The 24,890-nt window shown below is 70.1% G+C and carries 25 protein-coding genes; 13 read left to right on the top strand and 12 right to left on the bottom strand.

From position 1 onward, the window contains the following. Window positions 1–3 precede the first annotated feature (3 nt). Window positions 4–1,071, top strand: a complete 1,068-nt coding sequence (gene hemW / locus VM938_06310) for a radical SAM family heme chaperone HemW (GenBank protein HVF74644.1) — start codon at window positions 4–6, stop codon at window positions 1,069–1,071. On the opposite strand, the gene VM938_06315 is transcribed toward hemW, so the two are convergent. Beyond that, entirely contained in the window at window positions 1,068–1,721 is a 654-nt protein-coding gene (locus VM938_06315) for a helix-turn-helix domain-containing protein (GenBank protein ID HVF74645.1), read from the bottom strand. The genes hemW and VM938_06315 overlap by 4 nt on opposite strands. 53 nt (window positions 1,722–1,774) lie before the next feature. Here VM938_06315 and VM938_06320 point away from each other — a divergent pair, with 53 nt between their 5' ends. Then, window positions 1,775–2,881 (top strand): acyl-CoA dehydrogenase family protein, encoded by a 1,107-nt coding sequence (locus VM938_06320; GenBank protein HVF74646.1) that lies wholly within the window; start codon window positions 1,775–1,777, stop codon window positions 2,879–2,881. A 3-nt stretch (window positions 2,882–2,884) separates the two neighbouring features. On the opposite strand, the gene VM938_06325 is transcribed toward VM938_06320, so the two are convergent. Next, complete coding sequence (locus tag VM938_06325; GenBank protein HVF74647.1) at window positions 2,885–3,571, bottom strand: TSUP family transporter; 687 nt, start codon at window positions 3,569–3,571, stop codon at window positions 2,885–2,887. Beyond that, entirely contained in the window at window positions 3,571–4,383 is an 813-nt protein-coding gene (locus tag VM938_06330) for an alpha/beta hydrolase (GenBank protein HVF74648.1), read from the bottom strand. Before VM938_06330 ends, VM938_06325 begins: the two co-directional genes overlap by 1 nt. Window positions 4,384–4,415: 32 nt before the next feature. Here VM938_06330 and VM938_06335 point away from each other — a divergent pair, with 32 nt between their 5' ends. Continuing rightward, window positions 4,416–4,805, top strand: coding sequence for a nuclear transport factor 2 family protein (locus VM938_06335; GenBank protein ID HVF74649.1), 390 nt, complete (start codon window positions 4,416–4,418; stop codon window positions 4,803–4,805). Here the strand turns inward: VM938_06335 and VM938_06340 are convergent. Next, window positions 4,792–5,682, bottom strand: a complete 891-nt coding sequence (locus VM938_06340; GenBank protein HVF74650.1) for a DUF72 domain-containing protein — start codon at window positions 5,680–5,682, stop codon at window positions 4,792–4,794. The two genes, VM938_06335 and VM938_06340, sit on opposite strands and share 14 nt — an antisense overlap. Before the next feature lie 29 nt (window positions 5,683–5,711). Between VM938_06340 and VM938_06345 the strand changes: the two genes are divergently transcribed. Continuing rightward, a complete protein-coding gene (locus VM938_06345) occupies window positions 5,712–6,134 on the top strand; it encodes an ATP-binding protein (GenBank protein ID HVF74651.1) in 423 nt (140 codons plus the stop codon). On the opposite strand, the gene VM938_06350 is transcribed toward VM938_06345, so the two are convergent. Then, window positions 6,131–7,651: an NAD(P)/FAD-dependent oxidoreductase gene (locus VM938_06350; GenBank protein ID HVF74652.1), complete on the bottom strand. Its 1,521-nt coding sequence runs from the start codon at window positions 7,649–7,651 to the stop codon at window positions 6,131–6,133. The two genes, VM938_06345 and VM938_06350, sit on opposite strands and share 4 nt — an antisense overlap. A gap of 32 nt (window positions 7,652–7,683) precedes the next feature. Between VM938_06350 and VM938_06355 the strand changes: the two genes are divergently transcribed. The 7 genes from VM938_06355 to VM938_06385 all read left to right on the top strand — a co-directional run bounded on the left by VM938_06355 (window position 7,684) and on the right by VM938_06385 (window position 16,163). Continuing rightward, window positions 7,684–9,315 (top strand): 4-alpha-glucanotransferase, encoded by a 1,632-nt coding sequence (locus VM938_06355; GenBank protein ID HVF74653.1) that lies wholly within the window; start codon window positions 7,684–7,686, stop codon window positions 9,313–9,315. A 133-nt stretch (window positions 9,316–9,448) separates the two neighbouring features. Beyond that, window positions 9,449–11,215: a circadian clock protein KaiC gene (gene kaiC, locus VM938_06360; protein HVF74654.1), complete on the top strand. Its 1,767-nt coding sequence runs from the start codon at window positions 9,449–9,451 to the stop codon at window positions 11,213–11,215. Continuing rightward, on the top strand, window positions 11,212–11,535 hold the full coding sequence (locus tag VM938_06365; protein HVF74655.1) for a circadian clock KaiB family protein: 324 nt from the start codon (window positions 11,212–11,214) through the stop codon (window positions 11,533–11,535). The genes kaiC and VM938_06365 overlap by 4 nt, the downstream gene beginning before the upstream one ends. Continuing rightward, window positions 11,532–11,879, top strand: coding sequence for a circadian clock KaiB family protein (locus VM938_06370; protein HVF74656.1), 348 nt, complete (start codon window positions 11,532–11,534; stop codon window positions 11,877–11,879). Before VM938_06365 ends, VM938_06370 begins: the two co-directional genes overlap by 4 nt. 7 nt (window positions 11,880–11,886) lie before the next feature. After that, window positions 11,887–13,764 (top strand): EAL domain-containing protein, encoded by a 1,878-nt coding sequence (locus tag VM938_06375; GenBank protein HVF74657.1) that lies wholly within the window; start codon window positions 11,887–11,889, stop codon window positions 13,762–13,764. 209 nt (window positions 13,765–13,973) lie between these two features. Next, window positions 13,974–15,104: an EAL domain-containing protein gene (locus VM938_06380; protein HVF74658.1), complete on the top strand. Its 1,131-nt coding sequence runs from the start codon at window positions 13,974–13,976 to the stop codon at window positions 15,102–15,104. Window positions 15,105–15,134: 30 nt separating this feature from the next. Continuing rightward, complete coding sequence (locus VM938_06385) at window positions 15,135–16,163, top strand: ATP-dependent DNA ligase (GenBank protein ID HVF74659.1); 1,029 nt, start codon at window positions 15,135–15,137, stop codon at window positions 16,161–16,163. A gap of 1,109 nt (window positions 16,164–17,272) precedes the next feature. Here VM938_06385 and VM938_06390 read toward each other — a convergent pair. The 7 genes from VM938_06390 to VM938_06420 all read right to left on the bottom strand — a co-directional run bounded on the left by VM938_06390 (window position 17,273) and on the right by VM938_06420 (window position 23,097). Then, window positions 17,273–18,298, bottom strand: a complete 1,026-nt coding sequence (locus VM938_06390) for a DNA polymerase domain-containing protein (GenBank protein ID HVF74660.1) — start codon at window positions 18,296–18,298, stop codon at window positions 17,273–17,275. After that, the gene (locus tag VM938_06395; protein ID HVF74661.1) at window positions 18,292–18,921 is read right to left on the bottom strand and encodes a nitroreductase family protein; all 630 of its coding nucleotides are present in this window, start codon (window positions 18,919–18,921) and stop codon (window positions 18,292–18,294) included. Before VM938_06395 ends, VM938_06390 begins: the two co-directional genes overlap by 7 nt. Window positions 18,922–18,925: 4 nt before the next feature. Continuing rightward, window positions 18,926–19,819 carry an SDR family oxidoreductase gene (locus VM938_06400; GenBank protein HVF74662.1) on the bottom strand — a complete coding sequence of 298 codons (894 nt, stop codon included), beginning with the start codon at window positions 19,817–19,819 and terminating at the stop codon, window positions 18,926–18,928. A gap of 38 nt (window positions 19,820–19,857) precedes the next feature. Next, window positions 19,858–20,400 (bottom strand): zinc ribbon domain-containing protein, encoded by a 543-nt coding sequence (locus tag VM938_06405; GenBank protein ID HVF74663.1) that lies wholly within the window; start codon window positions 20,398–20,400, stop codon window positions 19,858–19,860. Continuing rightward, the gene (locus tag VM938_06410; GenBank protein ID HVF74664.1) at window positions 20,394–21,245 is read right to left on the bottom strand and encodes a trypsin-like peptidase domain-containing protein; all 852 of its coding nucleotides are present in this window, start codon (window positions 21,243–21,245) and stop codon (window positions 20,394–20,396) included. Before VM938_06410 ends, VM938_06405 begins: the two co-directional genes overlap by 7 nt. Next, complete coding sequence (locus VM938_06415; GenBank protein HVF74665.1) at window positions 21,242–22,093, bottom strand: hypothetical protein; 852 nt, start codon at window positions 22,091–22,093, stop codon at window positions 21,242–21,244. The genes VM938_06410 and VM938_06415 overlap by 4 nt, the downstream gene beginning before the upstream one ends. 152 nt (window positions 22,094–22,245) lie before the next feature. Next, on the bottom strand, window positions 22,246–23,097 hold the full coding sequence (locus VM938_06420) for a hypothetical protein (protein ID HVF74666.1): 852 nt from the start codon (window positions 23,095–23,097) through the stop codon (window positions 22,246–22,248). A gap of 237 nt (window positions 23,098–23,334) precedes the next feature. Between VM938_06420 and VM938_06425 the strand changes: the two genes are divergently transcribed. Next, window positions 23,335–24,459, top strand: coding sequence for an acyl-CoA dehydrogenase family protein (locus VM938_06425; protein ID HVF74667.1), 1,125 nt, complete (start codon window positions 23,335–23,337; stop codon window positions 24,457–24,459). A 58-nt stretch (window positions 24,460–24,517) separates the two neighbouring features. Then, window positions 24,518–24,883, top strand: coding sequence for a response regulator transcription factor (locus VM938_06430; protein ID HVF74668.1), 366 nt, complete (start codon window positions 24,518–24,520; stop codon window positions 24,881–24,883). Window positions 24,884–24,890: the final 7 nt, after the last annotated feature.

The raw sequence follows: 24,890 nt of genomic DNA on the forward strand, positions 1-24,890 counted from the left end.
GCGGTGAGCGGGGAATTCGGCGTGTACGTGCACGTGCCGTTCTGCGCCCGGCGCTGCGACTACTGCGCCTTCGCCACCTGGACCGACCGCTCCCACCTGATGGGCGACTACGTCGATGCCTGCGTGGCGGAACTGGCGTCGGTCGGCCGGGCGGCCACGTCGGTGTTCTTCGGCGGGGGCACGCCGTCGTTGCTCCCTGCCGCGCTGCTGGTGCGGGTGCTCGACGCCGTGCCGCGGGCGGCCGGTGCCGAGGTGACGGTCGAGTGCAACCCCGAGACGGTGACGCCCGAGCTGTTGGCCGCCTACCGGGCGGGTGGGGTGGACCGGCTGTCGTTCGGCGTGCAGTCGATGGTGCCCGCCGTGTTGCGCTCCCTGGGGCGGGAGCACGACCCGCTGTCAGTAGAGCGGGCCGTGCGCTGGGCGCGGGAGGCGGGCTTCGAGTCGTTCAACGTCGACCTCATCTACGGCGGGGCAGGGGAGTCGCTCGACGACTGGCGGCGCACGCTCGATGCCGTCGTGGCCTTGGGACCGCCGCACGTGAGCGCCTACGCGCTGACGGTCGAGCCCGGCACGGCGTTGGCCGACGACCCGAGCCGCCATCCCGACGACGACGACCAGGCCGACAAGTACGTGGTGGCGGAGTCGGTGCTGTCGGCCGCCGGGTTGCGCTCGTACGAGATCTCCAACTGGGCGCGGCCGGGGCACGAGTGCCGCCACAACCTCCTCTACTGGTCGCAGGGCGACTACCGGGGCATCGGCTGCGCCGCCCACTCGCACGTGGACGGGCGGCGCTGGTGGAACGTGCGCACGCCCGAGCGCTTCATCGGCCTGGTTGCGCAGGGCGAGTCGCCCGTGGCCGCCGACGAGGTACTGGGGGCCGACGAACGCAAGGTCGAGGGGTTGCAGTTGGCGTTGCGCACCTCAGCCGGCGTGCCTGCTGAGGTGCTGCCCGACGACCTCGACGGCCTGGTCGGCCTGGTCGAGCCCGCGGCGGAACCGGGCCACGTGCGGCTGACCGTACGAGGCCGCCTGCTGGCCAACGAAGTGGCCGTCCGCCTCGGCCCCGGTTAGCGCGTGGCGTAGGGGCTGAGGGAGAACCAGGAGGGGAAGGCGCGCACGAGCGGTCGGGGGCCCTCGATGGTCAGGCTCCCTTGCGCGATGGCTTCGGCCCACGTGCTGCGTCCCATCCAGACGCGCATGAACTCCTTGATGGAGGCGACGACGTTGACGTCGACCTCGAAGCCCTCGTCGCGCTCGCACACCGACTGCCCGCCGTGATCGAGCAACAGCCACACGCACTTGCCCCGGTCGGCATCGGGGAAGTTGAAGCGGACGACGGTGCGCCCCGTCGGCAGGTTCTCTGTCACCACGGCTTGCCGGACCCGCCAAACGAGGTGGCTGCCGTCGAGGTGCTCCTTGGCGGGGTCGCCGAACAGCCACTGCATGGCCCAGTCGCCGATGCCGAACACCACGCTTTCCAGGTCGCGGCCGGACTGGGTGAGGTGGTAGGTGGGACCGGGCCGTCGCTCCAGCACGCCGATGCGCTCGAGCTGCTTGAGGCGCTGGGCCAACAGGGTCCGCGACATGCGAGGCACGCCCCGGTGGATCTCGGAGAACCGCTCCGACCCGGCCATGAGCTCACGAAGCACCAGGGGCGTCCACCGGTCGCCGATGGCCTCGGAGCCCATGGCGATGGGGCAGTACTCCCCGTAGGTCTTCATGGTCCAGATCATGTACTTCCGAATCGGACTTGTCACGCGTACCGTGCAAACTCATGGAGATCGTCGACAAGCTCGCCACCGAAGTCGCGGCCGCGGCCGCCCCCCATGCGGACCGCCACGACATCGAAGGGTCGTTCGTGGAGGAGGGCATCGCCGCCGCGAGGGATCTGGGGTACCTGGCCTCCCCGGTGCCCGGCGAGCTCGGGGGACACGGCGCCCTCACGCGCGACGTCGCCGAGGCCCAGCGGATCATCGCCCGGGTCTGCGGGTCGACCGCCTTGGCGTGCTCGATGCACCTGCACCTCGTCCTGGCCTCCGCCTGGCGGTGGCGGCGGGGCGACACAGTGGTCGAGCCCACGCTGCGCCGGGTCAACGACGAGCGCATCGTGCTCGTCTCCACCGGCGGCAACGACTGGACCAAGCCCGCGGCGGTCGCCACCCCCGTCGACGGCGGGTGGCGGGTCAGCGGCCGCAAGACCTTCGCCAGCATCTCGCCCGTGGCCACAGCGGCCGTCACCTTCGCCGCCATCGGTGCCGCCGAGCCGGGAGCGGAGGTGATCGGGTTCGGCCTCCCGCTCACGGCCGAGGGCGTCACCATCGAGGAGACCTGGGACGCCGCGGGCATGCGGGGGACGGGGAGCCACGACATCGTGCTCGACGACGTGTTCGTCGGCGAGGGACAGGTGTCGGCCCGACGGACCTGGGGCGAGCTCGACCGGCCGCTGCTGGTGGCCTCGCTGCACGCCTGGCCGGTGATCTACAGCACCTACCTCGGCGTGGCCGAGGGGCTGGCCGACGTGGTGCTCGGGTCGAGCAAGGTGACGGGGGCGGCGGCCCGGCAGGTCGGCCTGCTCGACGGGCACCTGCGCACCGCGCAGTGGGCGATCGACGGGGTGTTCGCACTGCTCGGCGACGACCCCGAGCCGACGGTCGACAACTTCGTGACCATCCAGCAGATGAAGCGGGTGGTGACCTCGGCCTGCCAGGAGGTAGCGGCCACAGCGGCCGAGTTGGCCGGAGGCCGCGCCTACGCCCGCCGGGGCCCGGTGGACCGCATGATCCGCGACCTGCGGGCGGCGCTCTACCACCAGTACTCGCCCGAGGTCACCCTCACCATTGCCGGGCAGCACCGGCTGGGGCTCGACCTCGACCCGGAGTAGTCCCTACATGCTTGAGACGAGGGCGACCACCCCGCCGATGCCTGCGATGGTGAGCACGGCGGCGGTGGCCCACGAGTCGGGCACGAAGCGGTCGAGCAGCGTGCCGGCCGCCCAGCCGACGGCCATGGCCACCAACAGGCCGGGCCGCAGCGCGGGCAAGCCGAGCCCGATCAGCGCCACAACGTTGAGGCACAAGAAGTAGGCCTGCAGGCTGGCCCTGGCCGTGCGGGGCGGCCACCCGGCGTTTACTGCGTACAACGCCACCGGCGGGCCGCCCACCCCGGACGCCACGTTCATGCCTGCGCTCACCACGCCGGCCACGATTGCCCCGCCCCGGCCCTCGGCCCGTCGCACCCGCAGTCCCACGGCCAGCGCCGCGACGGCCAGCAGGATCACGGCGCCCGCCACGCCCGCCAGCACGTCCTCGGGCAGCCTGCGCACCACCACGGCGAACACCGGCGTGGCCAAGGCGGCGGGCACCAGCAGCAGCACGACGAACGACGGCCGCACGTGGCGTCGCTCGCGGGCCACCATGACCGTGTTCAACAGGGCGGAGAGGAGGATGGCCAACCGCACGCCCTCTCGCCCTCCCTCGGCCGCCACCAGGAACGGCGCGCACACCAAGGCGAAGCCGATGCCGGTGACGGCCTGGGCGGCGGCGCCCGCCCCCACGGCCAACGGCGCCAGCATCAGGCGGCCGCGGCGGTGAAGGCCCGCACGATGCGCGCAGCCAGGTCGGCCGGGTCCTCTTGCGGGCCGAAGTGGGTCCGCCCTTCCAGCACCTCGACGCGGGCATCGGGCAGGCGCGCGGCCAACGGTTCCATCACCCAGGCGCCCATGGCGTCGGTCTCGCTGCCGTAGGCCAGCGTCACCGGGCACTGCACCCGAGCGGCATCGGCGTAGGCCCGATGGCCCGCGCTGTTCTCGTAGGCGCGGGCCTCGTCCTCGCCTCGGCACTTCAGCCGCACCGTCCCGTCGCCCAGGTCGTCGAAGCCGTGGTCGACATAGGCCCGCAACGCCTCGGGGGCGAACCGCGAGAACGGCGGCTTCGAGGCGAAGCGTTGGTAGGCGGCCTCCCGCGACTGGAACAGTTCCCGACGACGTCGGGCCCCGTCGGCCAACGGGCTGCGTGTGGGCGCCGACGGGGGGTCGTCGAAGGCGGGCGTCACGGGCTCGAAGCAGTACAGAGCCCGGAACGTGCCCGCCACTGCCTCCTCGGCCAAGAGCAACAAGGCGCCCCCGCACGAGTGGCCGACGCCGAAGGGCCGCTCCAGCCCGGCGGCGCCGACCACGCCCAACAGGTCGTCGGCGAAGTCGTGCCAGGAAAAGGAGCCGGCCGACGCCGAGTCGCCGTGGCCTCGCTCGTCGAAGGCCACGCACCGGAACTGCGACCGCAGCCGTTCCACGACCGGAAGCCACACATGGGCGTGGAAGCCGGTGGCGTGGGCGAGCAGCAGGTCGGGGCCGTCCCCGCCGAAGTCGTACCAGGCGATGTCGGCCACGGAGGGCACTGTACGCTCGCACGGTCGACGCCATTGCAGACCTCCGCCGGGCCAACCGGGCGTTCTACGAAGCCTTCGAAGCGCGCGACCTCGACGCCATGTCGGCCGTGTGGGAGCGCTCCGACCGGGTGACCTGCACGCACCCCGGGTGGGCCACCTTGCGGGGTTGGGGCGCAGTGGCAGGCTCGTTCTTCGCCCTCTTCCAGAACGTCCAGTCGCTCCAGTTCGTACTGACCGAGGAGCGGGTGTCGGTGGAAGGCGAGGTCGGCTGGGTGTCGATCGACGAGAACCTGCTGGGCGACCAAGTCGGCGCCACCGTGGCCGCCCTCAACGTCTTCGTGCGCGACCCCGGAAGCGGCCGTTGGCTGATGACCGCCCACCACGGTTCGGTGGTCAGCGGCCCCGACATCACGGCCGACTGAGCAGCTCCTGCAACTCCATGGCGTTGGCCACCGCCAGGTCGCGCCAGGTGTTGGCGAACACCACGTGCACCTCGTCGGCCCCCTCCGCCATCCCTCGCAGGCGTGGCACCCAGGCGGCCAGCTCGTCGGGGGAGTAGCGGTAGTCGGTGTCCCACGCGTCGGGGTTGCGCCCCAAGAACCGCACCATGGCGACATCGGCGGTGGTGGCGGCGACCAGCGGCAGCCCTTCCCCGTCGACGCAGCAGAACCCGAGGCCGAGCTCTTCGAGGAAGCTCAGCGTCTCCTCGCAGCACGACTCGTCGAGCCAGCCCAGGTTGCCGAACTCCACCACCAGATGGAACTCCGGGAGCCGCCGCCGGGCCATGGCCAGCAGCCCCCGCCCGGTGTCGCCGGGCTTGAGCCAGTGCGGGTAGCGCAGCACGACGGCGCCCAGCCGCCCGGCCTCGTAGAGGGGCAGCAGGGCGTGGCGGAAGCGGTCCCACGCCTCTCGCAACCCGTCCGACGAGAGATGGGCGGCGTAGAGCCGACGGCGGTCGCGCAGGTCGGGCCGCACCTCGTCGCGCAGGTCCTCCCACAGCGAGTCGGGCAGGGTGGCGGCGCCCGTGAGCAGCGACCAGGCCTGCACGTCGATGGTGAAGCCGGGCGGCGTGCGCTCGGCCCATTGGCGGCTGAGGTCGGGGGTCGGGGGGAAGCGGGCGGTGGCGTCGATCTCCACCAGCGGCAGGTGCGATGCATAGAACGCCATGCGCTCCGCCGCCTTCATCGAGCGCTTGGGGTACCAGCGGCTGTCGTGCACGAGGGAGCGGGCCGACCACGACGCCGCCCCGCACAGAATGCCGATGTCCGGTTTGTCCCCTGCGGGAGCCGGGAACGTCAACGACGACCCTCGACGAACGGCGGAGACTTATGCGGCTCGTCCTCCAGCTTCACATCCCAGCGGATGCGCGGATGCTCCCGAAGACCCGGCAGGCAGTGGCCGGGTACCTCGAGGAAACCGCGCCCTCGCCCGATCTCGTCGACGACGTGGTGCTCGCCCTCGACGAGGCGTGCGCCAACGTGATCCGTCACGCCTTCCCCAAGGGCGTCGAAGGCAGCATCAAGCTGCTGGCCGAGATCGAAGACGACATGGTGACCGTGCTGGTAGAGGACGACGGGGTCGGCTTCGACCCGTTCTGCGTCGACCTGCGGGGCAAGCTCGACGACACGTCGGGGCGGGGCCTGCACCTCATCCGCATGCTGATGACGTCGGTCGACGTGGAGTCGCCCATCGCTGAAGACGGCACGGGCACCCGGCTGCGCATGAGCAAGCAACTGAAGGCCGGCGCCTAGCGCCGCGTGCGGCGGGCCCACAGTGCGGCCTTTGCCGCGTTGGCCCCGCAGGCGCCGTGTACGCCGCCGCCCGGATGCGCCGACGACGACCCCAGGTACAGCCCGCCGATGGGCGTCTCGGCCCGACCGAGGCCGGGCGTGGGCCGGAACACCACCTGCTGGTGGAGTTGCGCCGTGCCGCCGTTGGTGGCGCCGCCCCGCAGGTTGGGGTTGCGGCTCTGGAGCTCACTGGGCGAGAGGATGTGGCGGCCCCGGATGAGGCCGCGAAAGCCCGGCGCCAACTCCTCGACCCGTTCCTCCATGCGGTCGGCGACGGCTTCGGCGTCGAGGGTGCGGGCGGGCACATGGGTGTAGGCCCACGCCGTCTCCTTGCCTGCGGGCTGGCGGGTGGGGTCGGTCATGCTCTGCTGCCCGAGGATGAGGAACGGGTCGGCCGGGATCTGGCCAGTGGCGAGATCGACCGAGGTGCGGGTGAGGGCGTCGATCGATTCGGCCACGTGCACCGTCCCCGCTCGACGGGCGGGCTCCGCCGTCCACGGGATGGGCCCGTCGAGGTTCCAGTCGACTTTGACGGTGGGGTTGTCCCACTGGAAGCGGCGGATGTCGTCGGCCGCCCGCGACGGCAGGTGCTCGGTACCCACCAGGTCGAGGTAGAGGAACGGTGCGTTGACGTCGGCCACGATGGCGCGACGGGCGTCGAACTCGGTGCCGTCGTGCGTGCGCACCGCGGTGGCCCGGCCGTTGCGCACCACCACCTGGGCAACGGGGTGGTCGACGAGCACCTTGCCGCCGCTCTGCTCCAGCCGGCGCACCAAGGCGTTGGTGAGCGCGCCTGCCCCGCCCTCGGGGACGGGCCACCCCACGTCTTGGCCGAGGCAGGCGAGCAGCCAGCCGAACAGCCCGCTCAGCGTCGACTCGGGAAAGAGGTCGGTGTGCAGCGCGTTGCCCGCCAGCAGCCGGCGGGCCGGCTCGCCGTCGAACTCCTCCTCGGCCATGCGTCGCACGGGCAGGAGCATGAAACGAGCGAAGCGCACGATTTCGCTGGGGCGGAGGCGGCCCAGGGTCTTGAGCCCGGCCCGCACCGGGGGAAACGGGTCCATGAGCGCTTCGGTCATCGGCGGGCCGATGCGCTCCCACAGGGCGAACAGCCGCCGCCAGGCGGCGCCGTCGCCGGGGCTGTAGGCATCGAGCGAAGCGGCGGTCTCGTCGAGGTCGCGGGAGATGACGGGGCAGGTGCCGTCGAGCGCCGGGTGGGCGAGCACGAGGGGGGCGTGGCGCCAGCGCACGCCGTGGCGTTCCAGGTTGAGCGTGCGCATGACGGGGCTGGCCGCAGCGAGCGGGTAGAAGGCGCTGAAGACGTCGTTGACGTAGCCCGGTTCGATGAGCTCGGCCGACTGCACGGCGCCGCCGGGCGTGGCCGTTGCTTCGAGGACGACGACGTCCCAGCCCTCGTCGGCCAGCAGGTTGGCTGCCACCAAACCGTTGGGGCCGGAACCGATGATGACGGCATCGGGCATTGCGTCGATCGTATGCGGGATAGAACGGGCCGGTGATCGAGAAGCGGTACAGAGACTTTCGGGGCGAGTGGCAGGTCGTGCCGCCGTCGACGGTGGAGCGGGTGGTCGAGCTGTTGGGCCCGCCGCCGGCGTCGGTGCCGGTGCGAGTGGTGCGGCCTGGCGACGTGGTCGGGGCGGGCGAGCTCGAGTTGGAGGACGGCGGGTCGGTCGTCGTCGACGGGACGCTGCCGCCCGACGTGCCGCTGGGCTACCACTCGCTCGACGGGGTGCGGATCATCGTCACACCGGGCCGCTGCCACCTGCCCGACGACCTGCGCATCTGGGGGTGGGCGGTGCAGTTGTATGCGCTGCGGTCGTCGGAGTCGTGGGGAATCGGCGACCTGGGCGACCTGCGGCGGCTGGGGGAGTGGGCTCGGTCGGCCGGCGCGGGCATGTTGTTGGTGAACCCGCTCCACGCGTCCCTGCCCGACAAGCCGCAGGCCTCGCCGTACTTCCCCAGCAGCCGGTGCTTCCGCGACCCGATCTACCTGCGGGTCGACGGCGACGAGGGGCGGTCGCTGAGTTCGTCGCTGTTGATCGACCGCGAAGCGGTGTGGCGGGTAAAGCGGCCGGCGCTGGAGCGGGCCTTCGCGGCGTTCGAGGGCTCGCCGGAGTTCGACCGCTTCGTGGCCGAGGCCGGCGAGCTGTTGCATAACTATGCAGCGTTCTGCGGCGACGTCGAGTTCAACTCGTGGTTGCAGTGGCGGCTCGACGTGCAGTTGGCCGAGGCCGGCGCCGCCTTGCCGGTCATGCAGGACCTCGCCATCGGCGTCGACCCTGCCGGCGCCGACGTGGCGCTGTGGCCCGACGTGTTCTGCCTCGATGCGCGGGTGGGTGCGCCGCCCGACGAGTTCAACGCCAAGGGCCAGGACTGGGGGCTGCCGCCGTTCAACCCGCATCGGTTGCAGGAGGCGGGTTACGAGCCGTTCATCCAGACGGTGCGGGCCGGGTTTCGCCACGCAGGCGGCATGCGGGTCGACCACGTCATGGGCCTGTTCCGGCTGTGGTGGGTGGTGGGCGAAGGCGAGGGGGCCTACGTCACCTATCCGGCGGAGGACTTGCTGGGCATCCTCGCCCTGGAGTCGGTGCGGGCCCAGGCCTTCGTGGTGGGCGAGGACTTGGGCACGGTGGAGCCTTGGATGCGCGAGACGCTGGCGGTGTGGGGCGTGCTGTCGTACCGGTTGTTGTGGTTCGAGGAGGACCGGCCTGCCTCGTTCCCACGCCAGGCGCTGGCCGCGGTGACGACGCACGACCTGCCCACGGTGGCGGGGTTGTGGTCGGGGAGCGACCTGGAGGAGGTGCGGTCGTTGGGGTTGGAGCCCAACGAGGAGTCCACGGAAGGGATTCGCAAGCGCTTGCTGTCGTGGATCGAGGCCGACGACTCGGCGCCCGTCGACGAGGTGGTGCAGCGCACGCACGCGCTGTTGGCCGAGGCACCGTCGATGATCGTGACGGCCACGCTCGACGACGCCTTGTGCGTGGAGCCCCGGCCCAACGTGCCTGGGACCACCGACGAGCGGCCCAACTGGTCGATCCCGTTGCCGAAGCCGCTGGAGGAGATCGAACGCGACCCGACGGTGGCCGCCGTCGCCCGCACGCTTGCCGGCCGCGTGGAGACGACGTAGGGATCAACATTCTCTCAACACGGGGCGGCAGTTCTCGGGTTCCACCCCCGCACGGTCGATTTGTTCCGTAGCACCGGACTCCGAGAAGTCGTCTGATCGGTGCGGACATCTTCCCGACCGAAGGACGAACGCTGTGCCTGTACCGACCTATCCCACGCTCGACGGGCCGATGCACAGGCCCGGTGAGCTCCAGAAGGCCCGCACGGGCATCAGCGGCCTCGACGACATCACCGGCGGCGGCCTCCCGCTGGGGCGCTCGACGCTCGTCTGCGGGCCCGCCGGCTGCGGCAAGACGCTGCTGGCCATGGAGTTCCTCGTGCGTGGAATCGAGTACGGCGAGCCGGGCGTCTTCGTGGCGTTCGAGGAGTCGACTGTCGACCTCGTCGCCAACTTCGCCTCGCTGGGCTTCGACCTCCCCAAGGCCGAGGCCGAGGGGCTGCTCGTCATCGACCACGTCAACGTCGACCGCAACGAGGTGCAGGAGACGGGCGACTGGGACCTCGACGGGCTCTTCCTGCGGCTGGGCCGGGCCATCGACGCCGTCGGCGCCAAGCGGATCGTGATCGACACCATCGAGACGCTGTTCGGCGCCTTCACCAACACAGCCATCCTCCGGGCCGAGCTGCACCGCCTGTTCGAGTGGCTCAAGGACCGCGGCGTGACGGCGGTCATCACCGGCGAGCGAGGTGACGGGACGCTCAGCCGCCACGGCATCGAGGAGTACGTCTCCGACTGTGTGATCGTGCTCGACCACCGGGTGACCGAGCAGACCTCCACCCGCCGCCTGCGCATCCTCAAGTACCGCGGCTCGCTCCATGGGACCAACGAGTACCCCTTCCTCATCGGGGCCACGGGCATGTCCGTCCTGCCCATCACCTCGGTCGGCCGGGGCCACACGGTGTCGGCCGAACGGGTGTCGACGGGCGTCTCCCGACTCGACGCCATGCTCGGCGACGGCGGTTTCTACCGGGGCAGCACCGTGCTGGTCAGCGGCACCGCGGGCACCGGGAAGTCCACGTTGGCGGCGCAGTTGTGCGAGGCCACGTGCAGCCGGGGCGAGCGAGCCATGTACTTCGCCTTCGAGGAGTCCCAGGCCGAGATCATCCGCAACATGAGCTCGGTGGGCATCGACCTGCAGAAGTGCGTCGACGCCGGCTTGCTCGAGTTCCGGTGCTCACGGCCGAGCATCCTGGGCCTGGAGGCGCACCTCTTCGGCATGCAGCAGTCGGTGGCCGAGTTCGACCCGGCGGTCGTCGTCATGGACCCGGTGTCGGACTTCCAGCGCATGGCCAGCGCGGCCGACGTGGCCGCCATGTTGAGCCGCCAGGTCGACTTCCTGAAGGCGAACGGGGTGACCGCGATGTTCACCGCCCTGACCTCCGAAGCCGGCCACGGCGGCGCCGACCAACAACTGGCGTCGCTCGTCGACACGTGGCTGCTCCTCAAGAACACCGAGGGCAACGGCGAGCACAACCGCATCCTCTACGTGCTCAAGTCCCGAGGGATGGCGCACTCGAACCAGATTCGGGAGTTCCTCCTGACCAGCCAGGGGATCGAGTTGGCCGATGTCTACGTCGGCCCCCAGGGCGTGTTGACCGGCTCGGCCCGCCAAGCGCAAGAGGCCAAGGAGCGTTCCGACGGAACGGCCAGGCTGGAGGACCTCGAACAACGACGGGTCAGCTTGGAGCGCCGCCGGGAATCGGTCGAGGCCCAGACGGCCGCCCTGTGGCGGGAGTTCGAGGACGAGGCCGACAACGTGGAGCGCCTGCTGAGCCACGGCTCGACGGGCACCCAGGACCGAGCCGGGCAGCGGGCGGAACAAGGCCGGATGCGTCGGGCCGACGAAGTTGTGCCCGAGCAGGCCGAGCTCGACAGCGTTGTCGAGGCGGGCAGGCCATGACTGCACGCGCAGAACCCGACGGAATCCAGTCGGACGACCCGATGTGGCGGCTGCGCCTGTACGTCGCAGGCCAGTCGCCCAAGTGCCTCAACGCCTTCGTGAACCTGCGCAACCTCTGCGAGGAGCACTTGGCCGGGCGCTACGAGATCGAGGTCGTCGACTTGGTGGAACATCCCGGGCTGGCGCAGGCCGACAACGTGCTCGCCGTGCCCACGCTCGTACGCAACACGCCGACACCGACGCGCATGCTCACCGGCGACCTCTCCGACACAGCGCGGGTCCTGGGCCAGCTCGGCCTCGAAGTGACGGCCACCTCATGACGACGCCCCATGACGCCACGCTCGCCCGCTACGAAGCGGCGGCTGCCCTGCAGGACGAGAGCTGGTACGAGCTGACCCTCATCGTGAGTGGCGCCTCGGAGCTGTCGACCCGCGCCATCGCCAACGCCCACCGGCTGGGTGAGGAGAACCTTGGCGGCCGCTACCACCTTTCCATCGTGGACTTGCACGAGGAACCCGCCAGCGTGCTGAGCGGCCAAGTCCTGGCCGCGCCCACCCTGGTGAAGAACCGGCCTCTCCCGGCGGCCAAGTTCGTCGGCGACCTGTCGCGCACCGACATGGTGCTGCGGGCGCTCGGCCTCCCTGGCGCGGGCGCGACCCGCTAACACGACGATGGCCGGAACAGCCGACGAGATCGTCGTCGACGACAGTGCGGAGCTGGCTTCTCGGCTGGCCGCCGCCGAGGACACGCTGCGAGCGATCGGGCTGGGGGAGATCGACGCCTTCGTGGTCGCCGACGACCGGGGCGACCGCCGCGTGTTCACGGTGTCGACCGCCGATCGTCCGTACCGGATGTTCGTGGAGAACATGCGCGACGGCGCGGCCACGGTCTCGCCCGCGGGCGTGGTCCTGTACGCCAACCGACGGCTGGCCGAACTGCTCTCGTGTTCTCGGGAAGAGATCCTCGGGTCCCAGATCACGACATTCTTCGCGCCCGACGTCCTCTTCGGATGGGAGGACATCTGCGGGGTCGACGGCTCGGGTGTCGCCGTCGAATCCGAACTGGTCGATGCCGAAGGCCGGCGCACCGTGGTGCTAATCGGAGCGTCGCCACTCGAGGGTGACGACCAGCTCACCTGCCTCACCTTCACCGACCTCAGCGCCCAGAAGGCCCAGGACCGCGAGATCGTCCGGCTCGGCAAAGCCCAAGCCGAACGGATGGCCGACCTGCAGGACGCCCAGGCGGCACTCACCAAACAGGCCACCCACGACGCCCTCACCGGCCTGCCCAACCGCGACCTTCTCGTCGACCGGCTCAACCAAGCCGTACTCCAGGCGAAACGATCGGGCCGGTGCATCGCCGTGTACTTCGTCGACGTCGACCGGTTCAAGCTGGTTAACGACACCCAAGGCCACGCCGTGGGCAACACGGTGCTGCGACGGGTGGCCGATCGACTGGTGACCGCGGTGCGGAGCATGGACACCGTCGCCCGCATCGGCGGCGACGAGTTCGTCGTCCTCGCGCCTGACGTCGGCAGCCACCGACAAGCGATGAACCTCGGCGACCGCCTTGTCGCCGCGTTGTGTTGGCCCGCGGCCGGCGTCGATGCTGTCGAACAGATCGCCGCCAGCGTCGGGATCGCCGTGTCGGAGGGCGGGCGAGGAAACGCCGAGACCTTGCTCCACGAAGCCGACATGGCCATGTACAAGGCCAAGTCGCTGGGTGGCGCCCGCAATGTGGTGTTCGACGCCGGGCTCGCCCGTCAGGTGACGCAGCGCTCGGCGGCCCAACAGACCATCGAAGCGGCGCTCGACGGCGAGCGCATCGTCGCCTACTACCAGCCCATCGTGGAGATGGCGGGCGGGGAGGTGACCGGCTTCGAGGCGCTCGTGCGCATCGTCGAGGACGACGGCACGATCCTGGCGCCATCCGCCTTCATCGCCGTGGCGGAGGAGACCGGGCTCGTCCTGCCGCTCGGCGCCCGGGTGCTCGACTTGGCCTGTCACGAGGTGGCGGCATGGAACCGCGACAGCGGGCGGGCGGCGACGGTCGCCGTCAACGTGTCGTCCCGTCAGTTCCAGCCGGGCGACCTGGCATCGATCCTGCGCCGGACGCTCGGCGACAGCGGCCTCGACCCCGAGCTCTTGCACCTCGAGCTCACGGAGACGGCCATCATGGACCTCGGATCCGACATCGTGCAGCAGCTCCACGCCGTCCGCGACCTCGGCGTGCAGATCGGGCTCGACGACTTCGGTACGGGTTACGCCTCGCTCACCCACCTGCGGCGGCTGCCGCTGGCCTTCGTCAAGATCGACCAGTCGTTCGTGCAGGGGCTCGGCGCCGACCAGGAGGACGACCGCATCGTCGCCGCCGTGGTCGACCTGGCGGCCAACCTCGGCCTTCGGTCCATCGCCGAAGGCGTGGAAACCGACGACCAACTGGCCCGGTTGCGGGAGCTCGGTTGCGACGAAGCCCAGGGCTACCTCTTCGCCCGGCCCCTGCCTGCCGACGCCGTGTCGATGACGCGGTTGACGCCGGTGCGGTGGTAGGGAGCGGTCGTCGACTTCGGCTTCGTGCAATCCAACTAGTGGTAAAAGCCGAAGTGGATTATGACAATTTCCGCTTTTTAGCGCGTTAGCTGATACGGATAGAGTAGTATACGGATAGAGTGGTATTTCGAGGGACCTGGTGGGTAGGGCGATCATCCGATTGTCACCGACAGGGTCGGCACCTCGTGGCCAGGAAACAGGGGGGCATCATGCCGAAGGTCGAATTGCCGACCGTCGTTGCCGATGACTCCGTCGACAAGCTCGCCGTCGACGCCGTAGGCCGCACCGTGACGTTGGGTGGCCGGCGCATCAATATGACGCCAAAAGAGTTCGATCTTTTAGCGTTCCTTGTCGCCCGTCCGGGCGTGGCTTTTACTCGGAGTGAGTTGCTGCAACAGGTGTGGGCATCGTCGCCCGACTGGCAGGGCGCGGCGACCGTCACCGAGCACGTTCACCGCCTTCGAGCGAAGATGTCGCAGGGTAGCGACGCCGCCGGACGGTTGGTGACGGTGAAAGGGGCGGGCTATCGATTCGACCCCGCCGACCCCCCTGGCCCTCCCAGTAGCGACGACGGCGAGCTTCGGCGGGCCATGCGCGACGGTGAGTTCACCGTTCACTACCAGCCTGTCGTCGAGTTGGCGGAGTCGGTGGTGGTGGGGGTCGAAGCCCTCGTCCGCTGGCAGCACCCCACTCGAGGCCTGTTGCTTCCAAGCGCGTTCATCGCCGGCGCCGAACGGTCGGGGGCCATCATCGAGCTCGGTGAGTACGTGCTCCAAGCCGCATGCCACCAGGCCGAGGCGTGGCGTGACGCCGGGTACGACCTGCAGGTGTCGGTCAACCTGTCGGCCCGCCAGCTGACCGACACCCGGCTGCCTGAGCGCATCGCCACCGTGATGGCCGCCACGGGGATGCCGGCCGACCGCTTGTGGCTCGAGGTCACCGAGACCGACCTCGTGCAGGACGTGGTGCTGGCCGGTTCGGTGTTGCGTGCGATCGACGACCTCGGTGCACGCATCTCGATCGACGACTTCGGCACCGGCTGGGCCAGCCTCACGTACCTCCACCAGTTCCCTGTGCGCCAGATCAAGATCGACGGCTCGTTCGTCCAGGGCATGGGCGAGACGTGGAGCGCCCCGGTCATCGTGCGTTCGATCATCTCGTTGGGCCGCGACCTCGGCGTCGGCGTGGTGGCCGAGGGCGTGGAGACCGACGAGCAACGCCGCCGCCTCGTCCACCTCGGCTGCCGGTTCGGCCAAGGCACGTTCCTCGGGGCACCGTGTTCCGTCGAGACGCTCGACCGCGTGCTCGACCAACGGGCCCGGCACTGCGAGATGGCCTGAGGGCAGTCGGCGGTCCGGCAGGATGTGCGGGTGGACCTCCCTGTGATGCCGCCCGTGAAGCCCATGCTCGCCAAGTCGTCGAAGGAACTCCCGGCCGCCGAGGGCATGCTCTACGAGCCCAAGTGGGACGGCTTCCGCTGCATCGTCTTCCGCGACGGCGACGAGGTGGAGCTGGGGTCGCGCAACGAACGGCCGCTGACCCGCTACTTCCCCGACGTGGTCGAGGCGGTGCGGGCGCAGTTCCCCGAGCGGTGCGTGGTCGACGGCGAGATCGTCATCGCCACGAACGACGGGCTCGACTTCGATGCGCTGCAGCTGCGGCTGCACCCGGCGGAGTCACGGGTGGGGAAGTTGGCGGCGGAGACCCCGGCGAGCTTCGTTGCGTTCGACGTGCTTGCGCTGGGGGGACGAGATCTGCGACCGATGCTGTTTCGAGAGCGACGAACGGTGTTGGAGGGTGCGTTTGCCGGGGTCCTACCGCCTGTACATATGACGCCGGCCACCGAGGATCGTGACGTGGCCACCGATTGGTTTTCCCGATTCGAGGGCGCGGGGCTCGACGGGGTGGTGGCCAAGCGGCTCGACCTGCCGTACCGAGAGGACGAGCGGGTGATGGTGAAGGTGAAGCACGAACGCACTGCAGACTGCGTGGTGGCCGGGTTCCGGTGGCACAAGAGCGGCGGGGTGGTGGGGTCGCTGTTGCTGGGGCTGCACGACGACGACGGGGTGCTGCACCACGTGGGCGTGACGGCGTCGTTCAAGATGGACTATCGGCGGGAACTGGTCGACGTGCTGGCGCCGTACCGGGTGGAGGCGTCGCCGGCGTTCACCGGCCGCGGCCCCGGCGGCCCCAGCCGGTGGAACGCCGGCAAAGACCTGTCGTTCGAGCCCCTGCGTCCCGAACTGGTGGTGGAGGTGGCGTACGACCACTTGCAGGGAGACCGCTTCCGCCACGCCACCACGTTCCGCCGCTGGCGCCCCGACCGCGACCCGGCGTCGTGTACCTACAGCCAGCTCGAAACCACACCCCCCGAACTCCTCTCCACCATCTTCCCCTGACCCCCCACCCCAACCGAAGTGTGCGGGGTTTCGGCGCGCTCCGCGCCCCAACCCCGCACACTTCGGAATTCGGCCCCCCCGCCCCCCCCAGATCGAACTGTGCGGGGTTTCGGCGCGCTGCGCGCCCGAAACCCGCACAGTTCGGGGGTCGAGGGTTTGGTGTCTCACCCTGTCGGTTGAATGGGGGGCATGGGGACTACAGATATGCGACTTCATGCCATTGCCGCCGGACAGGCTGGGTTGCTCAGCCGGGCCGATGTGCTCGACGGCGGCGACAGCGACCACCACGCCCGCCGCCGAGTGGCCGACTGCACGTGGCATCGGCTGCAGCGGGGCGTCTACCTGACCGGCTCGGCGCCGCCGACGTGGTGGCAACAGTTACGCGGCGCCACCATGGCGGCCGGGCCGCGGGCGGTGGCGTCGCACCGAGCGGCCGCCCTCGTCTGGGGGCTCGACGGGTTCCGCAGCGCGCCGCTGGAGGTGCTCGTGCCCATCACATGCGGCCCGGTGCCCACAGAGGTCATCGTCCATCGCACCCGCCGCCTCGACCCGCGTGACGTCACCGTGCACAACGGCCAGCCGGTGACGGTCGTCGAGCGCACCATCCTCGACCTGTGCCGCGACCGGTCGTGGCGGGCGGTGGAAGTGGCGCTGGAAAGCGCCATCCGCAAAGGCCTGACCACCCACACCAAGCTGCGCCGGTTCCTCGAAGAGGGCAGCCGCCGCGGCCGCAAGGGCGTCCGCAAGCTGCGCACGCTGCTCCAGCAGCGCGACGGGCAGCGAGCAGCGGGCAGTGCGGCCGAAGTCGCCTTCCTGCGCTTGGTGCGCCAAGCGGGCCTGCCGATGCCCAAGCGGCAGCACCGCATCTTGCTCGGCCGTGGCCAGGTGGCGACCGTCGACTTCGCCTGGCCCGACGCCAAGTTCGCCGTCGAGGTCGACGGCTTCGACGCCCACGGCGGACGCGAAGCGTTCTACCGCGACCGAGCCCGCGACAACGACATCCGCGACCGGGGATGGGGCCTGCGTCGCGTCACCCTCGACGACATCCGCCACCGCCCCGGCCCCCTCATCGCGGCCCTGCGCGGCAAACTGCGCGTCGTTGCGGCGCGTTACGCGCCGGAACCCCGCACAGTTCGGGACTTGGAGGGTTGGACGCGGGGGGGTTCGGAGTCGGCTTTGGGGAAGTGGGGCGGCCAGGGCGCATCGCCCAGCCCGCCGGCCTCGTCGCGGCGAGCGAGCTCCAGCAGGGGCTCCAGGCTGTACGCCGCGTCGTCGATCCCGGCGCCCACATCGCCCAATGCCGCGTAGCGGGCGGGCATGGTGGCGATGGTGAAGTCGGCCGGCTCCAGGTCGGGCACCTCGTCCCACGTCACCGGCGCCGACACCCGGCCCTCGGGGTTGGCCCGAACCGAGTACACCGACGCCACCGTGCGGTCGCGGGCGTTCTGGTTGTAATCGAGGAACACCCGCTCGCCGCGTTCCTCCTTCCACCACGCCGAGGTCGCCTCCGACGGCATGCGCCGTTCCACCTCGCGGGCCAGGGCCAGCGCGGCGCGCCGCACCTCCAAAAAGCCCCACGACGGCTCGATACGCACGTTCACGTGGATGCCCCGCGACCCGCTCGACTTGGGCCACCCCACCAACCCGTGCTCGGTCAGCACCTCACGCACGCACAGCGCCACCCGCCGCACCGAGTCCCACGCCACCCCGGGCTGCGGGTCGAGGTCGATGCGCAACTCGTCGGGCCGGTCGACGTCGCCCCGCCGCACCGGCCACGGGTTCAAGTCCAGGCAGCCGAGGTTGACCGCCCACACCACATGGGCCACGTCGACCGGGCACAGCTCATCGGCGTGGCGGCCCGACGGGAACGACACCCGCACCGTCTCCAGCCACTCCGGCCGCCCCTTCTCCGGCACCCGCTTCTGGTAGAAGAACTCGCCCTCGGCCCCGTCGGGGTACCGCTTGAGCATGGTGGGCCGCTCGTACACGCCCCGCAACGCCCCCTCGCCCACGGCCAGGTAGTACTGCACCAAGTCGAGCTTCGTCTCGCCCCGCAGCGAGAAAAAGACCTTGTCGGGGTTGGTCACCCGGACTGTGCGCCCGTCGACCTCCAGCTCCACCGAAGGGGTTACCACGACTCCCAGTGGACCACGGATTCGGCAGGCAGCCGAGCCGCCGGCGAAAACGACTCGCCCGTGTAGTACGCCACCGGCATCAAGCCGCCCTGGGTGAACGACTCGTAGGGGATGCCCAGCAACTCGGCCGCCTCCCGCTCGAACGGCAGGTGCAACGTCGTCCAGGCCGTCCCGAGGCCCCGAGCGCGGCCCGCCAGCATGAACGACCACACCGCGGGCAGCAGCGATCCCCAGAACCCGGCTTGCATGGCTGCGGGCTGGCCGTCGACCCGGCCGTGGTGGACGGGGACCAACATCCACGGCACCTCGTGGAACCGGTCACGCAGGTAACGAGCCGACGACGACACCGGGTCTTGGCGAGCGCCGCGGGGGTCGCCCTCGGCGTAGTCCGGCCGCGGCATCGAGGCGTAGGGGTCGAACCCCTGCCGGTACAACTCCGCCAACGCCGCCTTCTTGTCGGGGTCGGACACGAAGACGAAGTGCCAGCCCTGGCGGTTGGAGCCCGTGGGTGCCTGGAGCGCAACCTCGACGCACTCCAAGAGCACCTCACGGGGCACCGCACGTTCGAAGTCGAGACGCTTGCGAACTGCCCGCGTCGTGGTGAGCAGCTCGTCAGGCGTCATCGGCTCAAGAGAAGTGCTTCAGCAGCATCCCGAACTCGTCGGCGGGGCCGTTGGGCACGATGTAGCCCTCCTCCGAGCGGATCTGGTCGAAGTTGTCGCGCACGTCCTCGAGCGACAACTCGGCGTTGTAGTAACCCTCGGTCAGCCCGATGAAGAAGCGGGCGATGCGGCCGCCGGCGGCGGAGTAGATCTCGCCCGACACCGGGCAGTCCTCGTGCACCAGCCAGGCCACGATGGGCGACACCAGCTTGGGATCGAGCTTCTCCGCCAGTGGGCCGAGCAGCTCTTCGGTCATGCGGGTGCGGGCGACGGGCGCCAAGGCGTTGACCTTGATGTTGTACTTGGCCCCCTCGGCGGCCAGCACCCGGGTGAAGCCGACGAGGCCCATCTTGGCGGCGCCGTAGTTGGCTTGGCCGAAGTTGCCGAGGATGCCGGAGTTCGACGAGGTGTTGACGATGCGGCCGTAGCCCTGCTCGCGCATCTTGATCCACGCCGGACGGGTCACGTAGAAGGCGCCCAGCAGGTGGACCTGGACGACCGGCTCCAGGAACTCGGGCGTCATGTTGTGGAACGTCTTGTCGCGCAGGATGCCCGCGTTGTTGATGACGATGTCGACGCGGCCGAAGGCGTCGATCGCTGTCTGCACGATGCCTTCGCCGCCCTCCGGCGTGGCCACCGAGTTGGTGTCGGCCACGGCGACGCCGCCGAGGTCGTTGATCTCCTGCGCCGTGCGCTCGGCCGGGCCCGCGTCGCCGCCGTCGCCCGTCACCGACCCGCCGAGGTCGTTCACCACGACCTGCGCCCCTCGCGAGGCCAGCAGCAACGCGTGCTCTCGACCGAGCCCACCACCGGCACCGGTGATGATCGCTACTTTCCCGTCGTACCCGAGATCAGCCATGCCGCCGAAACTACCGACCGGTCGGTCAAGTGCGCCAGCTACAGGAACGCCTGCGCTTCCGAGCAGTGGCGTTCGGCCCGGTCGACCGCCTCGTTGGCCGCCCGCTCGTCGCCTTCGTCGAGGGCGATGCCGATGTCGGCAATGGCCGTGAGGCATGCCTTGATCGTGTCGAGCTGCTTCTGCTGGCTCTCCACGCTGCGCTGGGCATCGCTCAGCGAACCCTTCGTCTTGTCGAGCTCGGTGCGGGCGGCGTCACGTTCGACCACCCGGGTTGTCAGCTCCACCCGCAGCGCCGTCACCAGCTCGCGGCTCTCCCGCAACGACGCCTGCGCCCGGTCGAGCTCGCTGCGTTCGTTGGCCAGCCGCCGCTCGGAACCGGCCAGCGCCACGCCGCCCAGGAGGAGGGCGAACACGGCCACGGCCAGCAGGACGACGGGACTGCGGGTGTCGATGCGGTCCCATGCCCGGCGCCGCACCGGCAACGCCGTGCCGCACGAGCCGCAGTGCTGCCACCCGGCGTCGGCCGCGGTGCCGCACGACGGGCACGCCCGCTCCTGGGAGCGGGACGGGCGCTTCAGCATGCTGTCATCGTCGTACAGACGAGGGAGATGGGGATGGCGAACGACAGCCCTTCGGCCCCCGCGGCCACCAGCTTCGACCGGGCCACGCCGACCACTTGGCCTTTCAGGTTCACCACAGGACCCCCGCTGTTGCCCGGCGCGATGGGCGCCGTGAACTGGATGTAGCCGTTGCGGTACGCGGCGACGATCCCGTTGGAGACCGAGCCTCCAAGCCCGAGCGGGGCACCGACGACGAGGACCGGATCGCCCACAGCGGGCTGGTCGGGGGCCTTCGACAGGGTGGGAAGGGCGCCGGAAAAGGTAAGCAGGGCCACATCATTGCCCACGCTGACCCGCTCCACCGTGGCGTCGAGCTGCCTACTCTCCTGGCGCAGGCGCAGCCCCTTGCGGTTGGCCTTCCACTCCTCTTCGATCACGTGGTAGTTGGTGATGAGGGTGGAGCGACCGCCGTCGGAGGAGATGACGAAAGCGGTGCCGATGGAGTCGCCCGACTCGACGGTGAACACCGACGCCCCTACCTGCTTGGCCACGGCCGCCTGATCGGGTTGCGAGTTGAGCCGCGTCTCCAACTCCGCGACCCGCCTGCTGACGCCGTTGGCCGCCGCCTCCTGGGCTTCGATGCGGTTGCGGGCTTCCACCAGCATCCGCTCCATGCGCTGCGACCGGTTGCGCTCGTCGGCCACAGCGACCGCCAACCCGCCGAGCAGCACGACGGCCGCCACCACGGCCGCGGCGATGGGCCACACACGGCTGCGTCGCGGCGTGCGCTCGTCTTCGACGTCGTGCTCCGGGCATCGGCCGTCTTCGGCGAGCGGGCGGCCGCACCTGGTGCAGAAGGCGGTCAACTCACCTGGCTGCCGCAGTCGACGAAGCCGTAGGCGTCGGCCTTGCCCATTGCTGTGACGGACAGCTTGTCGGCCTGTTCCCAGAGGTCGTCGGTGGCCCGTTCGTTGCCCGCTGCTGCGGCGGCCAGCACCTCCTTCTCCTTGGCGAGCATGGCGTCGAACGCGGCCAGCGCCTCGTCGAGCTTGTCCTTGTCGGTCAGCGGCGCCGGGATGGCGCGGAGGTCGGCGATGAGCTTTTCTTCGATGGCGTTGCCCTTCTCGAAGTACGTCTTCACCTGGGGCAGCGTCTCCGGCGGCTCCAAGGCGTCGTACGTGGTCCACGCGGCCTTGCACAAGGCATCGGCGGCTCTGACGAAGGCACCCTTGACCGTCTTGACCAAGGCGATCGTCATGCGCTCGGCCGCTTCTGCCTCGCCCCGTCCACACTCCGCCGACCCGAAGGTGCGGGCCAGAGAGTCGGCCCCCTTGAAGGCCTCGGCGGCCTTCCGGGCCGTTGTCTCGGTGGCGCCGTAGTCGGACTTGTCGACGGCCGGCGCCACCGCCCGTGCTGCTGCCGCGGCATCGCGCATGGCCTGCACCCAGGCCTTGGCCGCCTTGCCGTCTTCTCCGCTTGGGAATGTCACTGCGTCGATGCCCGCGAGCGTCTTGTCGACACCGTCGGCCAGCTTGATGTGGAACTGGCGCAGCGCGGCGATGTCGGTCGGCGTGGTGAGGGCTATGGCCTCGCTCGTCGCCGCCTTGCAGATGGGGTCGACCTTGGCCAGGTACTGCTTCTTGCTGGGACCGCTGTCGGCGCAGCCCGCGAGCGATGCAACCACGGCCAAGACAGCGAACGGCCGTCGGGTCATGCGGGGAACTCCAGTCAGAAGGCGGACGGGCGCCCCATTATCGGCGTTGCCCTCCTTGACGCGCATGACTCGTGCACGCCGAGCGCCCCGAAGCTCGGCGACGTCGAGGGGCAGAGGCACCCGCTTCGTGGGTGCCTCTGCCCCCCCGGACCTCAGTCGGTCTTGCTGCACTCCTTGAACCCGTAGGCGCCCGCCTTGGCGGCACCGTCGACGCCTGCTTTGGCGAGCTCGCCCAAGTTCGTCTCAAGCTTTGACTCGTCGGAAAGCACGGCGATCGTCTCGCGAACCGTGTTGACGAGCTTGTCCTGCGCCCCGAAAAAGGCGTCGAGCTTGTCCTTGTCGGTCCGCGGTGCAGGGACCGCTCGCATCTCGGCCACGCTCTTCTCGGCGATGCCGAGCAGCTTGGTCAGGTAGTCCTTGACCTGGGCTTCGCTCTCCGGTTCGGCCAGTGCCTCGACCTGCTTGTCGGTTGCCGCGCAGATCGGGTCGACCTTGGCGATGTAGGCGTTCTTCACGGCCGGTGCCAGCGCCGTCTGCATGCGCGCACCCGCTTCGGCCTCGCCCTTGCCGCACTCGGTGGAGCCGAAGGCGCGAGCCTGCGCGTCGGCGTTCTTGAGGGCATCGGATGCCTTCTTGCCGTTGTCCTCGATAGCGGTGAAGTTGGCGGCGTCGACATCGGGACCCACGGCGCGGAGAGCGGCCGCGGCGTCCTTCATCGACTTCACCATCGCCTCGGCGGCATCCCCGTCGTCGCCTCCGGGCGTGTCGAGCTCGTCGAGCTCCTTCGTCGTCTTGTCGAGGTTGTCAGCCAACTTGGTTGTGAAGTCCTTGAGGCCGGCCACGTCGCTGGGCGTGGACGCCACCGCCGCCAACTCGTTGCCCCGCTTGCAGACGGGGTCGGCCTTGGCCAGGTAGTCGGCCTTGCTCGGTGCGCTCTTGCCGCAGGCGGCCAGGGCGGCCAAGCCGACGGACAACAAAAGGACGGTCAGTGCTCGCCGCGTCATCGAAGCTCCTCGTGGGGGTAAGAAGCGGACATCATGCCCGCTTCTCCCCGCTCGCGGGGGGAGCTACGCCGATTCCGCGGTCGCGCCCATCCGTTGGTAGTCGACCAGCGCTGTCGGTCGATGACCGCGAAGGTGCGGCCCAGCCCGCAGCACGGCGCTCGAAGTCGGCAAACGTACGTCCCACACTCGGCCACGTTCCCACCAGGCATCGTGCACGGGACGTGTAGGTTTCGCGCCGTGGACTTCGAGCTCCCCGGCGACGACGACCCCCGACGGGCCGAGGTTCGGCAGTGGCTGGTCGACAACCCGCGCCCGACCGGCCGCCAACTGGCCGAGGCCGGCTACGTGGCGCCCCACTGGCCTCGCCCGTGGGGACTCGACGCCGACCCCATCTCGCAGTTGGTCATCGACGACGAGTTGCGCCGGGCTCGGGTGTCGCGGCCGCCCAACCCCATCGGCATCGGGTGGGCCGGACCGACGATCATCCACGCGGGCACCCAGGAGCAGAAGGACCGCTACCTGCTGCCGATGCTCTCGGGCGAGGACATCTGGTGCCAGCTCTTCAGCGAGCCCGGCGCGGGCTCCGACCTGGCGAGCCTGTCGACCCGGGCCGTCCGCGACGGCGACACCTATGTCGTCAACGGCCAGAAGATCTGGACGTCGCTCGGCCACTTCGCCAAGTACGGCATCCTCATCGCCCGCACCAACCCCGACGCCCCCAAGCACAAGGGCATCTCGTACTTCGTCTGCCCCATGGACACGCCGGGCATCGAGGTGCGGCCGATCATCGAGATGACCGGTGCGCACTCGTTCAACGAAGTGTTCTTCGACGACGTGCGCATCCCCGCCGAGAACCTGGTGGGCGAGGAGAACGAGGGCTGGTCGCTGGCCAAGGTCACCCTGGGCAACGAACGGGTGTCGTTGTCGGGCGAAGGCGCGCTGTGGGGACGGGGGCCGACGGCGGGCGACCTGCTCGACCTCGTGCGCGAGCGGGGACCGGTGGCCGACCCGGTGCTGCGGCAACGGTTGGCATCGCTCTACATCGAGTCGGAGGTGCTGCGGCTCATCCGCCTGCGCACCGTCTCGGCCAAGGTGCACGGACGCCAGCCAGGGCCGGAGGCGTCGGTGCGCAAGGCCTTGGCCGACGAACACGGCCAGCACATTCTGGGACTGGCCAAGGACTTGGCGGGCGCAGCGGGGATGCTGACAGACGTCGGGCCGTTGGGATCGCCCGCCGGGGAGTGGGCTTACGGCTACTTGTTCGCGCCTGCGCTGACCATCGGGGGCGGCACCTCGGAGGTGCAGCGCAACATCATCGGGGAGCGGGTGCTGGGGCTGCCACACGACGTGGCTGCGAAATAGCCCGAACTGGCCATTCACATAGCGCTCGCAACTGTGGGACTCTGGCTCTATGGGGGAAATGCTCCGCGTCGTACTCGTCGATGACGAAGAACCGGTCCGCGCCATCCTTGGCATCACGCTGGGGATGAGCAACGACTTCCGGGTCGTGGGCGAGGCGGCCAACGGCCGCGACGCCATCACGGTCGTCGACGAGCAACACCCCGACGCCGTGGTGCTCGACCTGATGATGCCGAGCACAGGGGGCATGGAGACGATCCCCGAACTGCGCCGGTGCTCGCCGGAGACGAAGATCGTGGTGTTCTCGGCGTTGAGCGAAGGCGAGGCGGCCGACCAGGCGGTGGCCTGCGGGGCCGATGCCTACATCCAGAAGGCGCGGGTCATGTCGTTGCTGCCCGACACCATCCACCGCCTCTGCGACTGCTGAGGTCGCT

Source organism: Acidimicrobiales bacterium (assembly GCA_035536915.1).
Lineage (GTDB): Bacteria > Actinomycetota > Acidimicrobiia > Acidimicrobiales > JAHWLA01 > JAHWLA01.

Excerpts from the sequence above, each read along its gene's own strand:
- VM938_06420 (HVF74666.1), bottom strand. The coding sequence starts at position 23,097 with ATGACGCGGCGAGCACTGACCGTCCTTTTGTTGTCCGTCGGCTTGGCC.
- VM938_06375 (HVF74657.1), top strand. The coding sequence starts at position 11,887 with ATGGCCGGAACAGCCGACGAGATCGTCGTCGACGACAGTGCGGAGCTG.
- VM938_06325 (HVF74647.1), bottom strand. The coding sequence starts at position 3,571 with ATGCTGGCGCCGTTGGCCGTGGGGGCGGGCGCCGCCGCCCAGGCCGTC.
- VM938_06405 (HVF74663.1), bottom strand. The coding sequence starts at position 20,400 with ATGCTGAAGCGCCCGTCCCGCTCCCAGGAGCGGGCGTGCCCGTCGTGC.
- VM938_06370 (HVF74656.1), top strand. The coding sequence starts at position 11,532 with ATGACGACGCCCCATGACGCCACGCTCGCCCGCTACGAAGCGGCGGCT.
- VM938_06380 (HVF74658.1), top strand. The coding sequence starts at position 13,974 with ATGCCGAAGGTCGAATTGCCGACCGTCGTTGCCGATGACTCCGTCGAC.
- VM938_06415 (HVF74665.1), bottom strand. The coding sequence starts at position 22,093 with ATGACCCGACGGCCGTTCGCTGTCTTGGCCGTGGTTGCATCGCTCGCG.
- VM938_06395 (HVF74661.1), bottom strand. The coding sequence starts at position 18,921 with ATGACGCCTGACGAGCTGCTCACCACGACGCGGGCAGTTCGCAAGCGT.
- VM938_06430 (HVF74668.1), top strand. The coding sequence starts at position 24,518 with ATGCTCCGCGTCGTACTCGTCGATGACGAAGAACCGGTCCGCGCCATC.
- VM938_06320 (HVF74646.1), top strand. The coding sequence starts at position 1,775 with ATGGAGATCGTCGACAAGCTCGCCACCGAAGTCGCGGCCGCGGCCGCC.
- VM938_06350 (HVF74652.1), bottom strand. The coding sequence starts at position 7,651 with ATGCCCGATGCCGTCATCATCGGTTCCGGCCCCAACGGTTTGGTGGCA.
- VM938_06315 (HVF74645.1), bottom strand. The coding sequence starts at position 1,721 with ATGAAGACCTACGGGGAGTACTGCCCCATCGCCATGGGCTCCGAGGCC.
- VM938_06365 (HVF74655.1), top strand. The coding sequence starts at position 11,212 with ATGACTGCACGCGCAGAACCCGACGGAATCCAGTCGGACGACCCGATG.
- VM938_06400 (HVF74662.1), bottom strand. The coding sequence starts at position 19,819 with ATGGCTGATCTCGGGTACGACGGGAAAGTAGCGATCATCACCGGTGCC.
- VM938_06345 (HVF74651.1), top strand. The coding sequence starts at position 5,712 with ATGCGGCTCGTCCTCCAGCTTCACATCCCAGCGGATGCGCGGATGCTC.